The following is a 16,747-nucleotide window of genomic DNA, read 5'->3' as shown; positions in this document are numbered from 1 at the left end:
CAGGGCTCGACTCAGCGCCCTGCTGCCCACCCTCAATGCCCTGGCCGCAGACTACGGTGGAGCATCCGCCTGGTCTGCCGTGGCGACCTTTGAACGTCAGATCCCGGCCTTAGCCCAAGGCGTCCACGCCTGGTGGCGTTGGGCCACCCACGCTCTATCGTCGGTAGAAACCCAAGATCCTGAGGTGCAAACCTGGGTGCTGACGGTTCTATTGCCCTGGCTATATTGGTCGCAACAAGCCGATAAAACCCGCACCCCTCACCTCAAGCATCGCTACCAGCAGGCCGCTAGTGATGCCTTCAATTCCTTGATGAAAGCCGAGATGACGCTGATGCTCCAGGCGGCTGATGTCCTACGGTGGATACAATGGGGGCCGACGGATGTGTGCCAACTATCAGCGCACCTCATCGGCGGTGGAGGGCCGCAATGGCTATCTCGCTCAGCGACATCACGCCTCTCGGGGCTTTTCGCCCCAGGCCCTCTCAGTGCTCACCATCCTCCACAATTTTGACCTCAAGCGCCCGGATGGCTCCACCGCCGCCCAGCGTCTCTTTGGTCATCCCTTTCCTGACCTCTTTGAGTCTGTCTTAAGTACCTTTACGGAGCTGCCTATGCCTAGACGGTCTTCTGTGTCACAACAGCCCAATCCCTGGTACGGTCAATCTGTCCCGGCTTAAGTTGATACCCCAACTCGAGTAATGGCTTCTTTGATGAAGGCTTTCATGACTGCATCGCGCTGGTTGAGGCGAAACTGCTGTTCAACAATGCTGCCCATGCCGTCATCGCCCCAGCTTTGATTTTGGCGGAAGTACTCTACGAAGCTTTTGCCGGCAATGCGGGTCAGGTAGGCGCCGCTTGTAGCTTTTAGGGCGCGCCCTGCTATGGCTGTAGCCAGGTTAGTTTGTAGGCCGAGGGCAAGTAGGTCTACGGTGCCTTTGACCAGTCCCAGGCCCGTAAGGGTTTTTGCCACAGATAGCGCCAGGGCTTTGCCTTCTTCAAAGCTGACTTCGCAGCCGTAAACTTGGCTAAGCTCGACGACCATTTGGGCGTTGATAGCGGCTGTGGCTAAAAAATCGAGGCCGGGGAGTGGAGTCATAGCGATCGCCCCCGCGCTGAGCCACTGATAGCGTTCAATAACAGCGTCGGCCTGGGCCAGGCGCTGGCTGTCGATAATCTGCTGGGCGCTGGCGCCAATCTGCTGGGCTTGCAGCAGCAAGTTGTCAGCCATCAGCGTTTCGCCTTCTTGGCGGAGCAGATCGGCCAGACGAGTGCGCAACGGAAGTAGATTGGGCTGCATTTGCAGCCACCCGCCGCCTACCTGGGGCAGAGGTTGCGGCATGGCCGCTACGGCAACAATATCGTCGGGGCTCAGAGGAGGAACAACCCGCGATCGCAGTCGGTCTAACAAACTCTCTAAATCGGCCTCAGGGTAGCGATCGGCTTTATTAAGCACCAGCAGCACCCGTTTGCCCATACTCATCAGGGCCTGAAGCACGGTGTACTCTGCCTGCCGCAGGTCGTCATCAATGACGAATACAATCAAATCTGACCCAGCCGCTACTGCCCGAGCAGATTGCTCTCTTTCTGTACCCGCGACACCCGTTTCTGCAATACCTGGAGTATCGACGATCTCTAGCGCCCTGGGTACATTGGGGATTTGCCAGGGGTAGGTTTGCTGAATTTGGGTGGTGCCTAACGCAGCCCCGACTTCACCCAGCGGTTGGCCCAAAAGCCCGTTGATGAGGGCCGTTTTGCCCGCTGACCCTACCCCAAATACAGCAATGGTCAAATCTCGGTCAGCCGTTGATGACTGTAAAGTCAGAGCCTTATCTCGCAGGGCCTGGCGGGTCACCTGATCCTGAATTTGCTCAACCTGTCGCTGCACCGCGTGCAAACTTGCGGCGGCCGCCTCCTCTGGGTGACGAGGAGACCGGAGTCGTTTCTGACGGCGGCGAGGGCGCAAAAAAGGCCCTAGGCGATAGATGCAAAAACCTGCTGTTCCTGCCGCAATGATCACTATTAACCCTATTACCACCTGGGCCAGACGAGGGGATAGCAATGCCAGCACGGCGTACAAGCGCAGCAAGGAGTCAGTGAGTAGCAGCACCGCCCCCAAACTCACCAACAGCCCTACCAGGACTAATACCCATCGCCACCGTGCCATAGTTACCCTGTCCAAACAGCGGCAGTGCGTGAAGACTAGCTTAGTTTAGGTTTTAAAACCAGCATGGCAGAGGCATTCACTGAACACCTCTGCCAAAGCAGTAAGCCTCAATCTATTGACAGTTTCCCAAATCGAGCGCTTTAAGCGTAGGAGAAAGATCTAAAGAGGATTATGGGAAAATCTGTTACTGCGATTGGGGCGGCCGCCATCGCCACCACCGTCCTCGGTACGCGGACGAGCTTTGTTGACGCGAAGTTCACGTCCTAGCCATTCAGCCCCGTCTAGTTCGGAGATTGCCTGGTCTTCCTTTGCCTCATCGGCCATGTCGACAAAGGCAAACCCTCGCTTTCGACCCGTTTCTCGGTCGATAGGCAGGCTGATGCGAGTAACCTCACCATATTCAGCAAAAACACTTCTGATGTCGTCTTCAGATGCCTGAAATGACAAGTTCCCAATGTAGATAGTCACGAGTCTCTCCGAACCAAAATACCAAGGTGTTGAAGTATTGACCTATGGATCGGGGAGCTAAAAGCCTTACCCCTTGCCAATGGGTACAATCTTTGCTGCTATCATAGCTGATCACTTTGTGCTTAGCAGTAGCGCATCTCACACCTCTGTATCATCTGCGCTAAGGCTACTCAGCGGTTTCCCCCGGGTGGGCTGTGGCACGCTTTGGTGTCGCAAGGTGATCTGCCGCTTTCCTAGAGCCAGAATGCTAGACAGCTACCGATGAGTTGTTAAAGCTAGCTATTAGACTGCGGCACGAGTGTGACGACTATTGTCAATCGCGAGGGAGATGGGGAGATGGCATAGTTCAGCATTCGAGTCCTAGTGACACTGGTTCTACGGTGTTTAGTTAACCTGCTGGTTCTTAGACAGTAAGCTGTGCCGAATAAAATCACCTGTTTCCAGGCAGAAATTTTTTGCTCCTCTAACAGCTTGTAAGGCGGGAGATATGCCAGGAATACCGTCTAGCCGACTGGGGTTGAGATTGCTGGTGCTGCTTAGCGGCCACCCGAGGTAAGGCACCGCTGCCAGAGTGGTCAAGTCTGGATTGCGATAACGAATTTCGTTCATATATCCGTCAAAATAGGTTGGGCCATAGTCGGGATGATCGGCTGGCCGCTCAAAGGATGCTTCCATAAACTCGACGAGTTGGGGAATGACCTGACCTTGACAGGCCCAAAAATGGGTCTCACGGATGTTTTGGTGAACATCTACTCGAGAGAAGAATCGATTGGGGGTAGGGTCAATCGAAATTTTTTTGCCGTCGGCCTGGTCGTTAGAGTAGGGTTGACAGCCGAAATAGGCAATATCCCAACTGCGACTGGCGAGTTCGTCAAGAATGCTTTGCTCTTGGCAAATAAGTCGCTGACTTAAGACACAGTCTGCCTGGAACAGAAGCAGCCTTTCAATTTTATCCTGGGCTGCCTGGCGCAGGATTTCGTAGTTACTCATGACACAGCCCCTAACGCTGGCCTTGGGAAACTGGCCCGCCTCCTTGAATTTTAGGCCTTTAAACCATTGCACACAATCTTCTATATTTAATCGCTGAACCTGTCGCTTCATGCTTTTTAGACGTCTTCTCCGCTCGGGCAGATAAACGATGGCGATGCGATCGAAGTAATCCGTAAAATTCATTGGTTTACTCTGATGAGACAGTAGGTGAAGAGAAGTTTTAGAAATAGCCATGCGGAAACGGATATCTCTAAGGCGGTGTGCTCATGCTCGGAACAATGAATCTAATCGTGCCGCTAGCGGATGGCAGCTAGTAAATGCTCTATATAACTCAATACTAAAAACATGGTGGTGAGATGAAAACTATCGTTGGGCATAAGATCTTTCTAAGATCGAGGCTTGCCAGCAAAGAAACGAGCTACAACTAAGCGAGTAGATCCAAGAAACAGGTAAAAAGAAACTAGCCCAAATCGTTAGGACTTTTGCTGTAAGTAAGAGGAAAATTAAACCCAGCTCAAGCTCCAGGTTTTGCCGCTGCTCAACCCACTGCACAGCAACGGATCGAGCACTTATAGATGGTCGGATCTATCTGTTTAACAGCAACTAAAGCTGCACTCCTAGAAGTTTGAAAGCTTTAAATTGCTCTAGGTGCTAACAGCTCCACAGGGCTGAGCTAATATTGGAACGATTGAGAAACGGCGCTGATGGCGCTAAAAGTATTCGGCAAAAATGGCTCATTAGGCATTGCTGTACACGGCATCTCTTGGAACTATCAGCAATCTTTATCCAGAGAGTATCTGACTGATCCGTTAGTGCTATTGGCGTGTGCTTTTGATTAAGACGGTGCCCAGAGAATATTGTTCCTGGTATCAAGTTTCAATATTGTGCGATCGCAGGGCGCTAGTACTCTGAGGCGAATGTTTAGGGACTATTTCTGCAAGCTAGGGAGCAGGGGAGCTAGGGAGCCAAGCGCGCCAAAACGGTGAAACCCAAAAACACCGTTACTGGTGTTATTGGGTTCCGCTAAGGCTAGCCCAACCTGGGGCAGCATAAAGGTTTCAAGGGTTTTGCCAGTCAACCGGGCTAGCGAGATAGCCTATCCGGGTTTGCCGAGCGAAGTTGGCTAGGAGCCAGTGTTTTGCATTAGCACCCACTGCACTAGGGTGCGCACCCCAAAGCCCGTACCGCCGGGATTGTTGTAGCCATTTTCCTTTTCGGTCCATACAGGGCCGGCTACATCCAGGTGAACCCAGGGCGTAGAGGTGACAAACTGCTTAAGGAACAGGGCGGCAGTGATCGATCCGCCGGGGCGGGGGCCGGTGTTTTTCATGTCGGCCACGATGGACTTGAGGCCGTCAAAGTATTTCTCTTCCATGGGCAAACGCCAGAATTTTTCGCCAGTGGCGTTGGCCGCAGTGGCGATTGCCCCAGCCAAATCCTCGTTTTCGCTAAATAATCCGGCGATGTCATCGCCCAACGCGATGATGCAGGCCCCGGTAAGGGTGGCCAGATCGACGATCGCATCGACGCCCAGCTTTTCGGCAAAGACCAGCGCATCGGCCAGGGTAAGGCGGCCTTCGGCGTCGGTATTGTTGACCTCGATGGTTTTGCCGTTGGAGGCGGTGAGAATATCGCCGGGGCGCATGGCGTGCCCGCTAATCATGTTTTCTGCGGCAGCGCTGATGAAATGGACCTCGACGCTGGGCTTGAGCTGAGCGATCGCCTTGGCGGCCCCAAGGGTAGCGGCGGCACCGCCCATGTCTATTTTCATCATCTCAATGCCGCTGCCGGTGGGTTTGATGTTGAGCCCGCCCGAGTCGAAGGTAAGGCCTTTGCCTACGATCGCCAGCTTGCGGGTAGGGGTGCCTGTGGGTTTATAGGTGAGGTGAATGAACTTGGGGGGCAGGTCAGAGGCTTTGGCTACCCCCAGGTAGGCCCCCATCCCCAGGGCCTCACACTGGGCCTGATCTAAAATCTCTAGCTCTAGGCCGTGGGCGGTAGCAATGTCCTGGGCGGTTTGGGCCAGGGTTTCGGGGGTAACCACGTTGGCCGGAGCGGATACCAGTTCGCGGGCCAGAATCACCCCATCGCAGATTGCCTGGGCGGTCTGGAGGCTGCTCTCTTGGCCAGGTAGATCGAGCAGGTAAATGTGTTCAACAACGGCTTTCCCGTTTTTATCGTCTGATTTGAAGCGGTTGTCTTGGTGAAGGGCGAGCAGCGCGCCCTCGGCGATCGCCTGGGCGGTGAGGGCCGCATCCTGCTGCACCAGGGGCATGCTGAGCCCCAGGGAGGCGCACTTCTCTTTTTTAGCTAGCCGAGCAGCGGCGGCAGCGGTGCGGCGCAGGGTCTCGGCAGTGATCGCGGCGGTAGCTCCGAGGCCCACTATTCCTAACTTACGGACCTTGGCCCCTGGCCCCACTCGGGTGATGGCGGTGCTGCCTTCTTTGCCGGTAAATTCAACTTCGTCGATTAGCTCTTGGAGCAGCCCAGAAACCTGATGGTTGAGTTCGGCCAGGGTATTGGAGAGGGGCAGAGCCTCTTCGCTCAGGCCGATGATCAGAGCGTCGCCAGACCAATCTAAACAAGACGTACCGGATGCGTGAAATTCCATTCAACCTAGGGGCTAGTTTTCTCTGTTTACTATAAACCTTGGGCCACCTCCCGGGGCGTGTTTGCTGTAGACAGAACCAGTCGGCAATAGGTTCGCTACTATTAGTACGGATTGGCTATCTGGTCCTGAGTCGGGGTCTGCAACGCAGGCTAATTTTTTTGCTAAAACCTTCGGCGGAGTTCATGGCGTGCCATGGTGAAACGGTTTAAGGCAAAGTTGCCCCTGATTGCGATCGCGGGGGTCGGCGCTCTATCGCTGGGGATGGGAGCCGCCCTGGTTCGCACGATGTCGTTTACGGGGTTCTCTGCGGGCGAGGCCCCGGTGGTTTTAGAAGAATCCCTGGGGCAAAGGCTGGGCCGTTTTGCCCACGACCCCAACGACCCGGTGCTGGCGCTGGCGCTACAGCCCGCTGCGCAGCGGCAGGAGGCCCTGGCGGCCGTCGCCCAGAGCGCTGCCGCCGAAAGCAAGACGAAGCAGAACTCCAGCGGCAACCGGGCCCGGTATCTGCTGGCGCTAGATTTGATCAATAGCGATCGCGGCGGGCAGGCGATTCCGGTTCTAGAAGGGCTAGAGTCCGAGTATCCGGCCATGGCCCCCTACGTGGCGCTGGCGCTGGCTCAGGCACAGCGGGCGGCGGGGCAGGGGGCAGCGGCCCAACAGACCCAGCAGCGAATTTTGAAGCAGTACGGCAGCGACAGCGCGATCGCGCCGCTGCTGTTTGAGTTAGGCAAGCAAGATCCGGCCTACTGGGATCAGCTGGTGAAGCAGTTTCCGACCCATCCCAAGGCGGTGGAGGTGGCCCACCAGCGGCTGGTCGCCGACCCCCACCGGGCCGACGCCCTGCCGATGCTGATGATCATGGCGCGGGCCGGGCTGTACCACCCCAGCGCCGGGGAGGCTCTGCTGCGCCTCAAAACGGAGTTTGCCGATCAGCTCAGCCCCGAGGACTGGCAGACGGTGGGCTTTGGCTTTTGGCGCATCGACAGCTACGGCAATGCCGGGGCCGCCTACGCCCAGGCGCCGCCGTCGCCCCGCAACCTGTACCGAGCAGCGCGGGGGATGCAGGTGAGCGGCAAACGCGATCGCGCCATTGCCCTCTACACCCAGCTCGATCGGCAGTTTCCCGACGCGCCTGAAACCGCCACCGGGCTGCTGCGCCTGGCCCAGAGCGTGCCCGATGACGCCGCCCTGGGGGTGCTCGACCAGGTGGTCAACCGCTTTCCTGACCGGGCCGCCGAGGCGCTGCAGCAGCGGGCCGACGTGCTCGACAAGCTGAACAGCACAGACTCGGCCCAGGCCACCCGCGAGCTAATTCTCAAGAACTATAAAGGCTCCGATGCGGCGGCGGATATGCGCCTGAAAAATGCCCTCAACGCCGCTGATCAGGGCGATCTGACCATGGCCCTCAGCTGGGCCAACGACATACTGAAGTACAACCCCGACAGCGAAGCCGCTGCCGATGCGGGGTTTTGGGTGGGCAAGTGGGGCCGCCAGCTGGGCCAGACCGACGTGGCCCAGAATGCCCTGGAAAGCGTCATTGCTCGCCACCCCGAGTCGTACTACGCCTGGCGGGCGGCGGTGGCCCTGGGCTGGAATGTGGGCGACTTTAAGACGGTGCGATCGCAGACGCCGGTTGTGGTGCCCGTGGCCCAGCGCGAGCCTCTGCCAGCGGGCTCTGACACCCTGCAAGAGCTGTACCTGCTGGGCCAGGACCAGCAGGCCTGGGAGCGGTGGCAGATGGAATACACCGACTACCAGGACCCGACGGTGGAAGACCAATTCACCGACGGGCTGATGCGCCTGGGCACCAACGACAACATCAACGGTATCTACCAGGTGTCGAGCCTGAGCCTGGTGGAAGATCCCCAGCAAAAGAAGGCGGTTCAAACCCTGAAGCAGCGCCCCGACTTTTGGCGCGGGGTATATCCGCTGCCCTACGCCGATCTGATTACCACCTGGTCGGCCCAGCGCCAGCTCAATCCACTGCTGGTGGCCGGACTCATGCGCCAGGAGTCGCGGTTTGAGGCCAAAATTAGCTCTGGAGTGGGGGCCACCGGCCTGATGCAGGTGATGCCCGCCACCGCCGAATGGATTAAGGGTGGCGCTGGGTTAGAGACCTACGACCTCAAAGACCCGGTGGACAACATCAAGCTGGGCACCTGGTACCTCAACTACACCCATGCGGAGTACGGCGATCACTCGCTGTTTGCGGTGGCCAGCTACAACGCCGGACCGGGCAATGTGGCCAAGTGGATTAGCAAAGGCGGCTATACCGATGCCGACGACTTTGCCGAAAAAATTCCTTTCCCAGAGACCAAGGACTATGTGCGATCGGTGTTTGGCGGCTACTGGAACTACCTGCGGCTCTACGATCCTGAGATCGCCGCCCAGGTCGAAACCCTCAAGAAGCGCCATCGGGGTATGGGGGGATAAATTTGCCCATTGATAAGTAACGTTATGACGAAATCAAATTTCACTTAGGCGTTACTTAATTATGGCCGGGTGTTATCGAGTAATAGGGTTCGGTAATCGAGTTTCGTGCCTTGGTTACTCGCTTCACTCCTCGTTTTCGTGGACAGAACGCTTGACCTACAGCGGCTTAAACAGTATCTACGGCAGCATAGGTGCTGCAAGGGTTTTGTCAGCCAGCCAGGGCTATACCTTCAACCTATGCCTGCTCGCAGGGTACAGCCATTTTGGGTTCATGGCAGGCCGCTGTCATCTTCAGCTCCAGGTAGCGCTGTAGATATTCCGACGCCACGCCGTGAAGCAGCAGGTTGCGGGCCGATTCGAAGGGGCTGTTGGGGGCAAGGGGGTGGCGGTTGGTGACGATGTGGTTCCACCCAGAGTCCCCCGTGACCTGGCTGAAGTAGAGGGCAAAGCTTTCGTCAAACTGGAGGGAGAGCACCGCCCGCTCAAACTCGTCGCTAGTGACGCAGAGGGAGTAGCAGATCTTAAACAGCTCCAGGGAAGACTCCATATCCAACACCTGTAGCCAGCCGCGCCGGGTTATATCCACCTCGATCTGCACTGGGCGAAGGCTGTCGTAGCGGAGTCCTTGCTGGCGCACCTGATCGAGCCAGTGGGGATGCTGCGCCTGGGCCTGGTGATAGTCGAGCACAAAGTTGTAGAGGTTGATGTCGTGCTCTAAAAAGGCGTTGGCGGCCAGGTCTTCGACCCGGCGAGGGTAGAGGGTGGCGTGGGGAATGGTCGGGTCGGGGCCGTTATCAATTAAAAAATTGATGATGTTAGAGCCAATGCCCAGGTGGCGCACTATCAGGTAGCAGGCTTCGGGGGTGGTGAACGTACTGAGGAACCACACCGCCATCTGGTGCATCAGCCAGTAGCTGCGGAACTGAAACGGCAGCAATCCCTTGAGCGTCATGATCAGGGCCAGGGCCAGGTTGGCGAAAAGTTTGATCGGAATCAGCAGGTAGCGGCGCGACCAGCTTTGCAGGTCTTTTACCATGTAGGCCTTGGCGGTGGGGTCCACGGGGATAGCCGGGTCAAAATATAGGGCATCCCAGTGGTTCGGGTTTTGCCGATTGCGGGGAACAGGGGTGTAAGTCATGGGAGGTTTGGGTATAGGAGTATGTCTGAAGAGATGCACCATTGCGCGATCGCACCATGGCCCGCCCTATTGAATTTCTTCCAGCTGTAGGCGATAGAGGCGGGCGGTGACCTGGGCGGTTTTGACGATGCGAGCGGCAATGTCTGCCGTCATCCATTCGGCATTGAGAAAGGCGTCGAGCTTTTGCACGTGGGCCTCGTCGTTTTCGCCGTGGTAGCCCAGGAAGCTGATCTGGGTCTTATCTAATCCCAGGTGGCGCTGAATGAGATAGGCCCACTGCCCGGCCATGCGGTTGCCCAGCCCTTCGACGATAAAGATGCTGCCCAGCAGATCGATCGGGTTTTCGCGGGAGGCCCGCTGGAAGATGAAGGCCGACAGCGCCTCGGAGCCGATGTTTTGCTCGGCCCCCAGAATCTCTTCGAGCTGGCCCCCGACTGAAACGTAGTCGCGCTCGAGCATTTGAAAGTCGCGGTGCTCGTCGCGGGCGTGGCTGATCAGGTGCGATCGCAGCCCAAAGTCCGTCATGTTAGAGGCCGCTCGGGCAATCCAGCGGGCACCATCCACCACCTGGGGACGCAGGTTGCGCAGCAGCGCTTTATAGTCTTCCAGGGTGAACTCGCCCTGATGCAGGCGCTTGACGATGGGCACCGATCGCAGCTCCCGCTCAAAGGTGAGCCACACCAGCATCAGCTGCCGCAGTAGGTCCGCCGACACTCCTGCACTCTCTGGGACTGTCTCCAGGCTTGGGGTGGGCAGAGGCATCTGATTGACAGGCTGTAGCTCGGCTTGGGGGATGGCGATCGCGGCAGTGGGTTCCGCGCTGTCCACCACCGTCAGCATCATGTAGGCGGTGGTGAACCGACCGCTCTCGGGCACAAAGCAGAAGATTTTTTGGCCCGGCTGCAGCTTGCCCGAATTAAACAGCTCCTCCAGCATCAGGTAAATGGAGGCGCAGCCGGTGTTGCCGCGGGTGTAGAGGTTGGTGAACCAATTCTCTTCAGGAATCATGCAGCCTGCCTTTTCCAGCAGGTCGATGATTTGACTGCGGAAAAAGTGGGACGAATAGTGGCACAGCAGCCAATCCACCTGGTCAGGGCGCACCCGCCCGGCTTCAATCAGCCGAATCCAGCCTTCTACCCCCAGCTGCACCACCTTGTCTAGCAGGCGAATGTCTTGGCGCAGGTTGAGCGCTCCCTGGGCCGCCGCTGCTCCCTGATCGGGAAAGTCCATCCAGCTGGTCAAATCCTTGGGGTTGTCAACGCCCGCGTACATGCACACGGGGTGAGCATTGGCGTGGGAAACCGACTCAATCCAGTCAATTTTGAGGCTGAGGCCGTGGGTCGCGGGGCGATCGCTGACCAGGCAGGCCCCCGCCCCGTCCGACAGCATCCACCGCAAAAATTCCGTATCAAAGGGCAAGTTTTCCCCCGCCTGGGTGCCAGCTTCGGCCTCAAATCGGGTGTGCTTGAACAGCCGCGAGGCCAGTTCTGAGGCCACCGCCACGGCCCGCCGCTTCTGGCCCAGCTGCACCTGGGAAGCCGCGTACTTGAGCGCCGCCACCCCGGCACAGCACACCCCCTGGTGGGAGGTTGCCTCCAGCGGCGCCAGTTCCGGCAGTTCCCCGTGCACCATGCTGGCAAAGCCCGGCACCAGCAGGTCGGGCCAGGTGGTGGCACAGGCCAGCAAATCAATGGCTCTGGGGTCTAGCCCGGCCTGCTCCAGGGCATCCCGCACCGCCGCCGCCGCCATCTGGCTATTGCTGATCGTGGTCTGCTGCTGGCGATCGAGGGCGTAGTGGCGCTGCTGAATCCCGTTGCTTTTGAGAATGCGGGCCTTAACGCGGGAGGGGCGATCGCTCACCTGACCCAGGTAGGCTTCCATGTCGTCGTTAGAGATGGGTTCTCCCGGCAGGCACTTGCCGATGTGGGTGATGTAGGCCGCCTGAGCAGAGACCGGGCCGAGCGTGGGGGAGTGCGACTGCATGGGTTAACCCTCTCAACGTAGAACAGTTCACCGCGCGTGCTGCGGATGTTGCCATTCTCGGCGGCCCTTTTGTGCAGCGCCAATGAGAGTCCGGCAGTCCTAACCATTCCCCGACAGCCAGGTGTAACCCACAGAAGTAGGGTGAATAAGGGTGAAGTACTGCTGAATCATCCCTACTACAATCAAAAAAGAGCAGCCCCAACCAGTCTTAACTATGTTTTCTCCCCCCAACCGCACCGCCCCCGGCCCCGGCCAAGAATCCGTGTGGGACTACCCCCGCCCGCCTCGCCTCGAAGACTCGCCCCGACGCATTCGGATAGTGTTTAACGGCGTCGTGATTGCCGACTCGCAGCGATCCAAGCGAGTGCTCGAAACCAGCCACCCGCCCACCTACTACATTCCCCCCGAGGATGTGCAGATGCAGTATTTTCAGCCGGTGCCCCGCTCCACAATGTGCGAGTGGAAGGGAGCGGCCACCTATTTCACTATTGTGGTGGGCGATCGCAAAGCCGAGCAGGCCGCCTGGGCCTACCCTCACCCGACAGAGGCATTTCAAAGCATCGCCAACTACATCGCCGTCTACCCCAGCCGCATGGAAGCCTGCTACGTGGATGATGAGTTGGTACAGTCCCAGCCCGGCGACTTCTACGGCGGCTGGATTACCTCAGATATTGTCGGCCCCTTCAAAGGCGACCCCGGCACCTGGGGCTGGTAACTCCCCCATCCCCACCACCTTCCCCATCTCCCCTACTCCCTCGCTCCCTCACTCCCACGCTCCCCCACCTACTCCTCCCCCAGCTCCGGTTCCGAACTACACGTAGGCGCAATCCCCAACGTGTCGCGGCTGGTGGTCATCACCTCCACCGTGCGCTTGAGCTTCGCCTCTAAAAACCGCTTGTGGTCAAGCAGCTGGCGCAGCTTTTGGTGGCGGGCGATCGCCAGGCTAATGGTAGACAGCTGCTCGGGGGGGCAGGGAAAGTGCTGCACCCGACCGTCAGAATCTAGGCTGCACAGGCGGTAGCCAGGCCGACCCAGATCGGTCCCTGGGGCAGCCGGTTGGGGAGGGGAATCTAGAGATTGATAAAGGCGCTCCACATAGCCTGATAAGTCTTGGGGGTCGCCGTGGCGCAGCAGAGCCGCATCCAAGGGAGCTGGCTGACCCGACTGAGCGTCGATGGTTTCGAGCCAGCCATCGACAATGGGGCCTTCCATGTAGAGGGTCTGGATCTGCTGCACCGTTTGTTTCAGGTCTTGATGCCAGGTTTCGACAGCCATTTGAATGTCTTGCAGCACCTTAACCGCCAGGGCGGGGTTGGCATCGTGGCGATGGCGGCTAAAGGTAGGGCGCTTGCGGCGGGGCAGCAGAGGCAGGTTCGAAGCCGGAGTTTGGACGGGAAATGGGGCCAGGTGTGCCGGGGGAGACGGCGGCTGACTGTCGGCTGGGTTGGTGGCTACCGGCTGTTTTTTTTCTGCGCCCTGGCCCTCGCTGCCCCCGATGGTAAAAGACACGGGGCGACGAGGGAGATGTGCCTCGGGGGGACGGGGGGTGGGCGGTGACAGGGGAGGCAGGGCGATGAAATTAGAGGAGTTATCCATGGTATTGCGGAGGCTGAACCAGGTCGCTGAATGCAGGGTGGAAGCTAACCCTGAGGATGGCAGCCCCCTGGACTGGGCCTTAGGGAGGGCTTGAGTTGAGCACCATCTGCCTCAATTTATACCTGAATAGTTTGGTTTTAGCGTAATTTAATCGATCCAATCCCCAAACTGAAGCCCCTATCCCCGCCGCTGGCGGCGGCAGGGATAGCTGTAGGGAATGGGAATGGCAGCTATAGCTCCTAAGAGCGAGCCTCAACCACCAGCTCCAGATAGCCTGTGGCTGGATCGGGCCGGCGGTCAAAGCGCAGGTGGGGCAGACCAGCCACGACAATTTCCGCCGTCGTGCGAATCAAACACCCCGGCATAATGTGCCCGCCGTAGACCCGGCCCCCGGCATCGGCGACGGCTCCGTGCAGATGCATCCCATGCTGCGATAGGGTACCGCTGAGAGAAATTAGCTCTAGCGGACCATCTATCGCGGTGGCCGCCGATGCCGCCGCAAACCGCAGGGAAGCTCGGGTAAGACTGCCCAGCGCTGTCAGAACTATTCCCGCCTCTAGAGATTCGGCCTGAGCAAAGGCTTGCAGCACCGGCTTGAGATCCTGGCCGGGGGTGAGACGCAGGCAGTGAGTTTGCATAGAAGTTTTAGATTTTGGATTTTGAATTTTGGATTTAAGGTCAGACTTTGGTTATGCCACGTTATGCCCCAGCGAGCACCGACAGTTCCTGCGGGCGATTCCCCAATCCAAAATTGCCATCCAAACTCCAAAATCCCCTAGGCCGATGCCTCGTCATCCTGCGCTTGCCGGGCCGCAGGGCGGGCCTCAAACGCAGGGCAGACGCCCTCCGGGCTAACCTGAAGCCCGTAGAGGGGGGAGTCTGGGTTGCGGCAGCGGCTCTCGCGCAGATGGCGGCAGGTCTGGCAGCTGGGGCTTTGCCAGGGAGTTTCACCGCCTGTCACCGTGCGCAGCAGGTCGCGCTGGCTGAGTCCCTTGATGACTAAATCGCTGCCCTGCCAGCGGGCCTGCACTAAGCCCGTATCGGACAGAGCAGTCCAGCGGGGGTCGGTGGTGAGGTCTTCGGGCAGCAGCAGCAGCACGCTGTCGTCAACCTGGGTGATTTCGCCCTCGAAAACGGGGTCCGGGGCGGCGGGCTGAATAAAGCGATCGCCAATCGGAAACTCCACCTCATGGCCCGTGGAGGGCAGGTGCAGCTGGTAGCGGGTTTGCAGCTCCTCTAGCCCGGCCAGATCGGCCAGGTGGGCGGGCTTGCCGTGCACAAAGGCGACGTGCTGGGGGCGCAGGTTGTGGATCAGCTGGGTGGTGCCAACGCGATCGCTGTGGGTGGTGAGCTGGTAAGTGTCGAGCTGCACCCGCTCCGCCTCCAGTTCGGGGGCCAGGGTTTGCAGCCAGCCCAGGGTGGGACCAGCGTCGGTGCTGGGGGTTCCCAGCACCGTGTCGGCCAGGTTGCCCGCAAAGGAGTCGGGCAGCAGCACCGTCCAGGGCTGGGCCGAGGTGCGGCAGTGGTCGCTGAGGTCGGCTTCCCGGTGGGCAATCAGAATGCAGGGGCGGCTGCCGTCTGGATGGCCGTCCACCCCGAGACGGCGAACGCGGGGCAAAATGCGATCGTCCCAAAACAGCGGCTGGTGGCGGGCAAAGTTTTGCACGCTGCTGGGAAACTCCGACATTAAATCCAGGTAGAGGTCACAGCCCGCCGCCACGGTTTCATCCACCCAAACGGTAATGTCTTGCCCGGTGAACTGATAGTGGCTGCGCAGCAGCATCACCAGCTCCTGGCCAATGCCCAACGTCGGCGTGGGCAGCAGCACCGATCGCCCCTGCTGCACCAGGCGGTGGAGGGTGCTGGCCAGGAGATTCTCCTGCTGGCGGCGGTGGGGGTGGCGGGCGGTACCTGCACTGCCCTCAATGATCAGCACGTCGGGCTTGAGCCCTCGCAGCGCCTCCAGCGGCAGACCATCCACCAGCCGCGAGTTGGACATAAAAAAGTCGCCCGTGAAAAACACCGTATAGAGGCGCTGGGGCGAGTGATAGGTAAACAGAGCGCAGACCGCCCCCGGCAGATGGCCCGCTGGCCAGATCTGCACCGTCAGGTCGTCGGCCAGGCTGATGGGGGTCTGCCAGGGCAGCGCCTGGCACAGGTGGGGCGGCACTTCTTCCCCCAGCCAGTTGAGCGGCAAGAGCTGAGCCGTTACCTCGCTGCCATAGATGGGCACCTGGGGAAAGCGCTGGCTAAAGTCCCACACGCCGCGGGCGTGATCGCTGTGGGCATGGCTGCAAAAGAGCAGGTCGGCGGTTTCGAGGCGATCGCGCGCCGCCTCTAAGGAGGCCAGATCGCGCAGGCCGCAGTCCAGCACAATGCGCCGCGGCCCCATACGCAGTTCAAGACACAGCCCTTCTTGGCCGTGACCCGCACCAAATGGAAAGCAGACCAGATCACTCACGGGATGGTAAACACCCTAGGGGCAGCCGCACAACCGAGGCCAACAGGCATGGCCAACCCTAGTGGGCAGAACCGTTGCCGTGGTAGTCGTCGGTGTCGTAGAAGCCGTTTTTGGTGCCAAAGAACAGGGTGGCAACCACAAACAATCCGGTGAGCACAGCCAGTACGAGTTTGATATCCATAGGGGCAATCGGGATGGTAAAACGTTAATGCTATCGGAGCTTTAGTTTTGAGTCATCTTAGCAAGCCTGTCCCGGAGGACAGCATAAAGCTTTGTAATCAGTCTACTCAGATTGAACCGGATTGGTTAGGCCGCTCTTCCCTGGCGGTGGCCCCAGACCTGCTGGGCTGCCGCCTGGTTCGGCGCTGGGCCGATGGTCGCCAGCTCAGCGGCACCATTGTTGAGACCGAAGCCTACACCGAGGGCGACCCCGCCTGCCACGCCTACCGCCGCGAGACAAACCGCAATCGGGTGATGTTTGGCCCCCCTGGCTTTAGCTACGTGTATCTGATCTACGGCGTCTACCACTGCTTTAACATTGTTACCGACCAGGACCAATTGCCCAGCGCCGTGCTGATTCGTGCCGTCGAACTCGACACCATGCCGCCGTGGCTAGAGGGCTACCGGGCCGAAAAACCCGCCCGCTGGGGCGCTGGCCCCGGCAAGCTGTGCATGCTGCTAGGGATCGATCGCACCCTCACCGATCGGCCCCTTACCCCCGCCTCGGGCCTCTGGCTGGAGCATCGAGACCCCATCTATCACCAGCGGGTCGAATCGGGGGACATTGCCTTTACCCAAACCACCCGCATCGGCCTCACCCAGGGAGCCGATTTGCCCTGGCGCTGGTACGTCACCAATTCCAAAGCCGTGTCGAAGCGGTAGGCGCAGCCGACGCAGGCCACC

At 59.0% G+C, this 16,747-nt stretch carries 14 protein-coding genes and 1 pseudogene; 5 read left to right on the top strand and 10 right to left on the bottom strand.

Annotated features, from left to right (window positions below; genetic code table 11):
• Together LEPTO7104_RS42255 and LEPTO7104_RS43515 are read left to right on the top strand one after the other, a co-directional pair.
• Positions 1-511, top strand: a pseudogene (locus tag LEPTO7104_RS42255) (DUF6399 domain-containing protein); the annotation flags it as partial.
• Positions 414-677 (top strand): DUF6399 domain-containing protein, encoded by a 264-nt coding sequence (locus LEPTO7104_RS43515; protein ID WP_264307862.1) that lies wholly within the window; start codon positions 414-416, stop codon positions 675-677. The pseudogene LEPTO7104_RS42255 and the gene LEPTO7104_RS43515, both read left to right, overlap by 98 nt.
• On the opposite strand, the gene LEPTO7104_RS0106490 is transcribed toward LEPTO7104_RS43515, so the two are convergent.
• From LEPTO7104_RS0106490 to LEPTO7104_RS0106470, 4 genes are all read right to left on the bottom strand, one after another.
• On the bottom strand, positions 674-2,164 hold the full coding sequence (locus LEPTO7104_RS0106490) for a YcjF family protein (protein ID WP_026072429.1): 1,491 nt from the start codon (positions 2,162-2,164) through the stop codon (positions 674-676). The two genes, LEPTO7104_RS43515 and LEPTO7104_RS0106490, sit on opposite strands and share 4 nt — an antisense overlap.
• Positions 2,165-2,323: 159 nt before the next feature.
• Complete coding sequence (locus tag LEPTO7104_RS0106485) at positions 2,324-2,632, bottom strand: RNA recognition motif domain-containing protein (protein WP_017297747.1); 309 nt, start codon at positions 2,630-2,632, stop codon at positions 2,324-2,326.
• 384 nt (positions 2,633-3,016) lie between these two features.
• Entirely contained in the window at positions 3,017-3,805 is a 789-nt protein-coding gene (locus LEPTO7104_RS36775; RefSeq protein WP_155523541.1) for a hypothetical protein, read from the bottom strand.
• A gap of 940 nt (positions 3,806-4,745) precedes the next feature.
• The gene (locus LEPTO7104_RS0106470; RefSeq protein ID WP_017297744.1) at positions 4,746-6,233 is read right to left on the bottom strand and encodes a leucyl aminopeptidase; all 1,488 of its coding nucleotides are present in this window, start codon (positions 6,231-6,233) and stop codon (positions 4,746-4,748) included.
• Between the two features lie 192 nt (positions 6,234-6,425).
• On the opposite strand from LEPTO7104_RS0106470, the gene LEPTO7104_RS0106465 reads away from it, so the two are divergent.
• Positions 6,426-8,666, top strand: coding sequence for a lytic transglycosylase domain-containing protein (locus tag LEPTO7104_RS0106465; protein WP_017297743.1), 2,241 nt, complete (start codon positions 6,426-6,428; stop codon positions 8,664-8,666).
• Between the two features lie 235 nt (positions 8,667-8,901).
• On the opposite strand, the gene LEPTO7104_RS32980 is transcribed toward LEPTO7104_RS0106465, so the two are convergent.
• Entirely contained in the window at positions 8,902-9,804 is a 903-nt protein-coding gene (locus LEPTO7104_RS32980; protein WP_017297742.1) for a DUF6999 family protein, read from the bottom strand.
• Between the two features lie 66 nt (positions 9,805-9,870).
• Positions 9,871-11,787 (bottom strand): StlD/DarB family beta-ketosynthase, encoded by a 1,917-nt coding sequence (locus LEPTO7104_RS0106455; protein ID WP_017297741.1) that lies wholly within the window; start codon positions 11,785-11,787, stop codon positions 9,871-9,873.
• Positions 11,788-12,001: 214 nt separating this feature from the next.
• Here LEPTO7104_RS0106455 and LEPTO7104_RS0106450 point away from each other — a divergent pair, with 214 nt between their 5' ends.
• Complete coding sequence (locus LEPTO7104_RS0106450; RefSeq protein ID WP_017297740.1) at positions 12,002-12,502, top strand: DUF427 domain-containing protein; 501 nt, start codon at positions 12,002-12,004, stop codon at positions 12,500-12,502.
• Between the two features lie 68 nt (positions 12,503-12,570).
• On the opposite strand, the gene LEPTO7104_RS36770 is transcribed toward LEPTO7104_RS0106450, so the two are convergent.
• The 4 genes from LEPTO7104_RS36770 to LEPTO7104_RS42245 all read right to left on the bottom strand — a co-directional run bounded on the left by LEPTO7104_RS36770 (position 12,571) and on the right by LEPTO7104_RS42245 (position 16,025).
• Complete coding sequence (locus tag LEPTO7104_RS36770; protein ID WP_017297739.1) at positions 12,571-13,383, bottom strand: hypothetical protein; 813 nt, start codon at positions 13,381-13,383, stop codon at positions 12,571-12,573.
• Between the two features lie 239 nt (positions 13,384-13,622).
• Positions 13,623-14,021 (bottom strand): PPC domain-containing DNA-binding protein, encoded by a 399-nt coding sequence (locus tag LEPTO7104_RS0106440; RefSeq protein ID WP_017297738.1) that lies wholly within the window; start codon positions 14,019-14,021, stop codon positions 13,623-13,625.
• Positions 14,022-14,158: 137 nt separating this feature from the next.
• On the bottom strand, positions 14,159-15,775 hold the full coding sequence (locus tag LEPTO7104_RS0106435; protein ID WP_017297737.1) for an MBL fold metallo-hydrolase: 1,617 nt from the start codon (positions 15,773-15,775) through the stop codon (positions 14,159-14,161).
• 127 nt (positions 15,776-15,902) lie between these two features.
• The gene (locus LEPTO7104_RS42245) at positions 15,903-16,025 is read right to left on the bottom strand and encodes a hypothetical protein (protein WP_017297736.1); all 123 of its coding nucleotides are present in this window, start codon (positions 16,023-16,025) and stop codon (positions 15,903-15,905) included.
• Between the two features lie 110 nt (positions 16,026-16,135).
• Here LEPTO7104_RS42245 and LEPTO7104_RS0106425 point away from each other — a divergent pair, with 110 nt between their 5' ends.
• Positions 16,136-16,726, top strand: a complete 591-nt coding sequence (locus tag LEPTO7104_RS0106425; RefSeq protein ID WP_422879847.1) for a DNA-3-methyladenine glycosylase — start codon at positions 16,136-16,138, stop codon at positions 16,724-16,726.
• Positions 16,727-16,747 lie beyond the last annotated feature (21 nt).

The sequence above is a fragment of the Nodosilinea nodulosa PCC 7104 genome, assembly GCF_000309385.1.
Lineage (GTDB): Bacteria > Cyanobacteriota > Cyanobacteriia > Phormidesmidales > Phormidesmidaceae > Nodosilinea > Nodosilinea nodulosa.
Note: the sequence above shows the minus strand (reverse complement) of the source record. Positions and strands in the feature narration are given on the sequence as shown.

Excerpts from the sequence above, each read along its gene's own strand:
- LEPTO7104_RS0106455 (WP_017297741.1), bottom strand. The coding sequence starts at position 11,787 with ATGCAGTCGCACTCCCCCACGCTCGGCCCGGTCTCTGCTCAGGCGGCC.
- LEPTO7104_RS0106470 (WP_017297744.1), bottom strand. The coding sequence starts at position 6,233 with ATGGAATTTCACGCATCCGGTACGTCTTGTTTAGATTGGTCTGGCGAC.
- LEPTO7104_RS42245 (WP_017297736.1), bottom strand. The coding sequence starts at position 16,025 with ATGGATATCAAACTCGTACTGGCTGTGCTCACCGGATTGTTTGTGGTT.
- LEPTO7104_RS0106440 (WP_017297738.1), bottom strand. The coding sequence starts at position 14,021 with ATGCAAACTCACTGCCTGCGTCTCACCCCCGGCCAGGATCTCAAGCCG.
- LEPTO7104_RS0106490 (WP_026072429.1), bottom strand. The coding sequence starts at position 2,164 with ATGGCACGGTGGCGATGGGTATTAGTCCTGGTAGGGCTGTTGGTGAGT.
- LEPTO7104_RS0106465 (WP_017297743.1), top strand. The coding sequence starts at position 6,426 with ATGGTGAAACGGTTTAAGGCAAAGTTGCCCCTGATTGCGATCGCGGGG.
- LEPTO7104_RS0106435 (WP_017297737.1), bottom strand. The coding sequence starts at position 15,775 with ATGGGGCCGCGGCGCATTGTGCTGGACTGCGGCCTGCGCGATCTGGCC.
- LEPTO7104_RS0106450 (WP_017297740.1), top strand. The coding sequence starts at position 12,002 with ATGTTTTCTCCCCCCAACCGCACCGCCCCCGGCCCCGGCCAAGAATCC.
- LEPTO7104_RS36775 (WP_155523541.1), bottom strand. The coding sequence starts at position 3,805 with ATGAATTTTACGGATTACTTCGATCGCATCGCCATCGTTTATCTGCCC.
- LEPTO7104_RS36770 (WP_017297739.1), bottom strand. The coding sequence starts at position 13,383 with ATGGATAACTCCTCTAATTTCATCGCCCTGCCTCCCCTGTCACCGCCC.
- LEPTO7104_RS32980 (WP_017297742.1), bottom strand. The coding sequence starts at position 9,804 with ATGACTTACACCCCTGTTCCCCGCAATCGGCAAAACCCGAACCACTGG.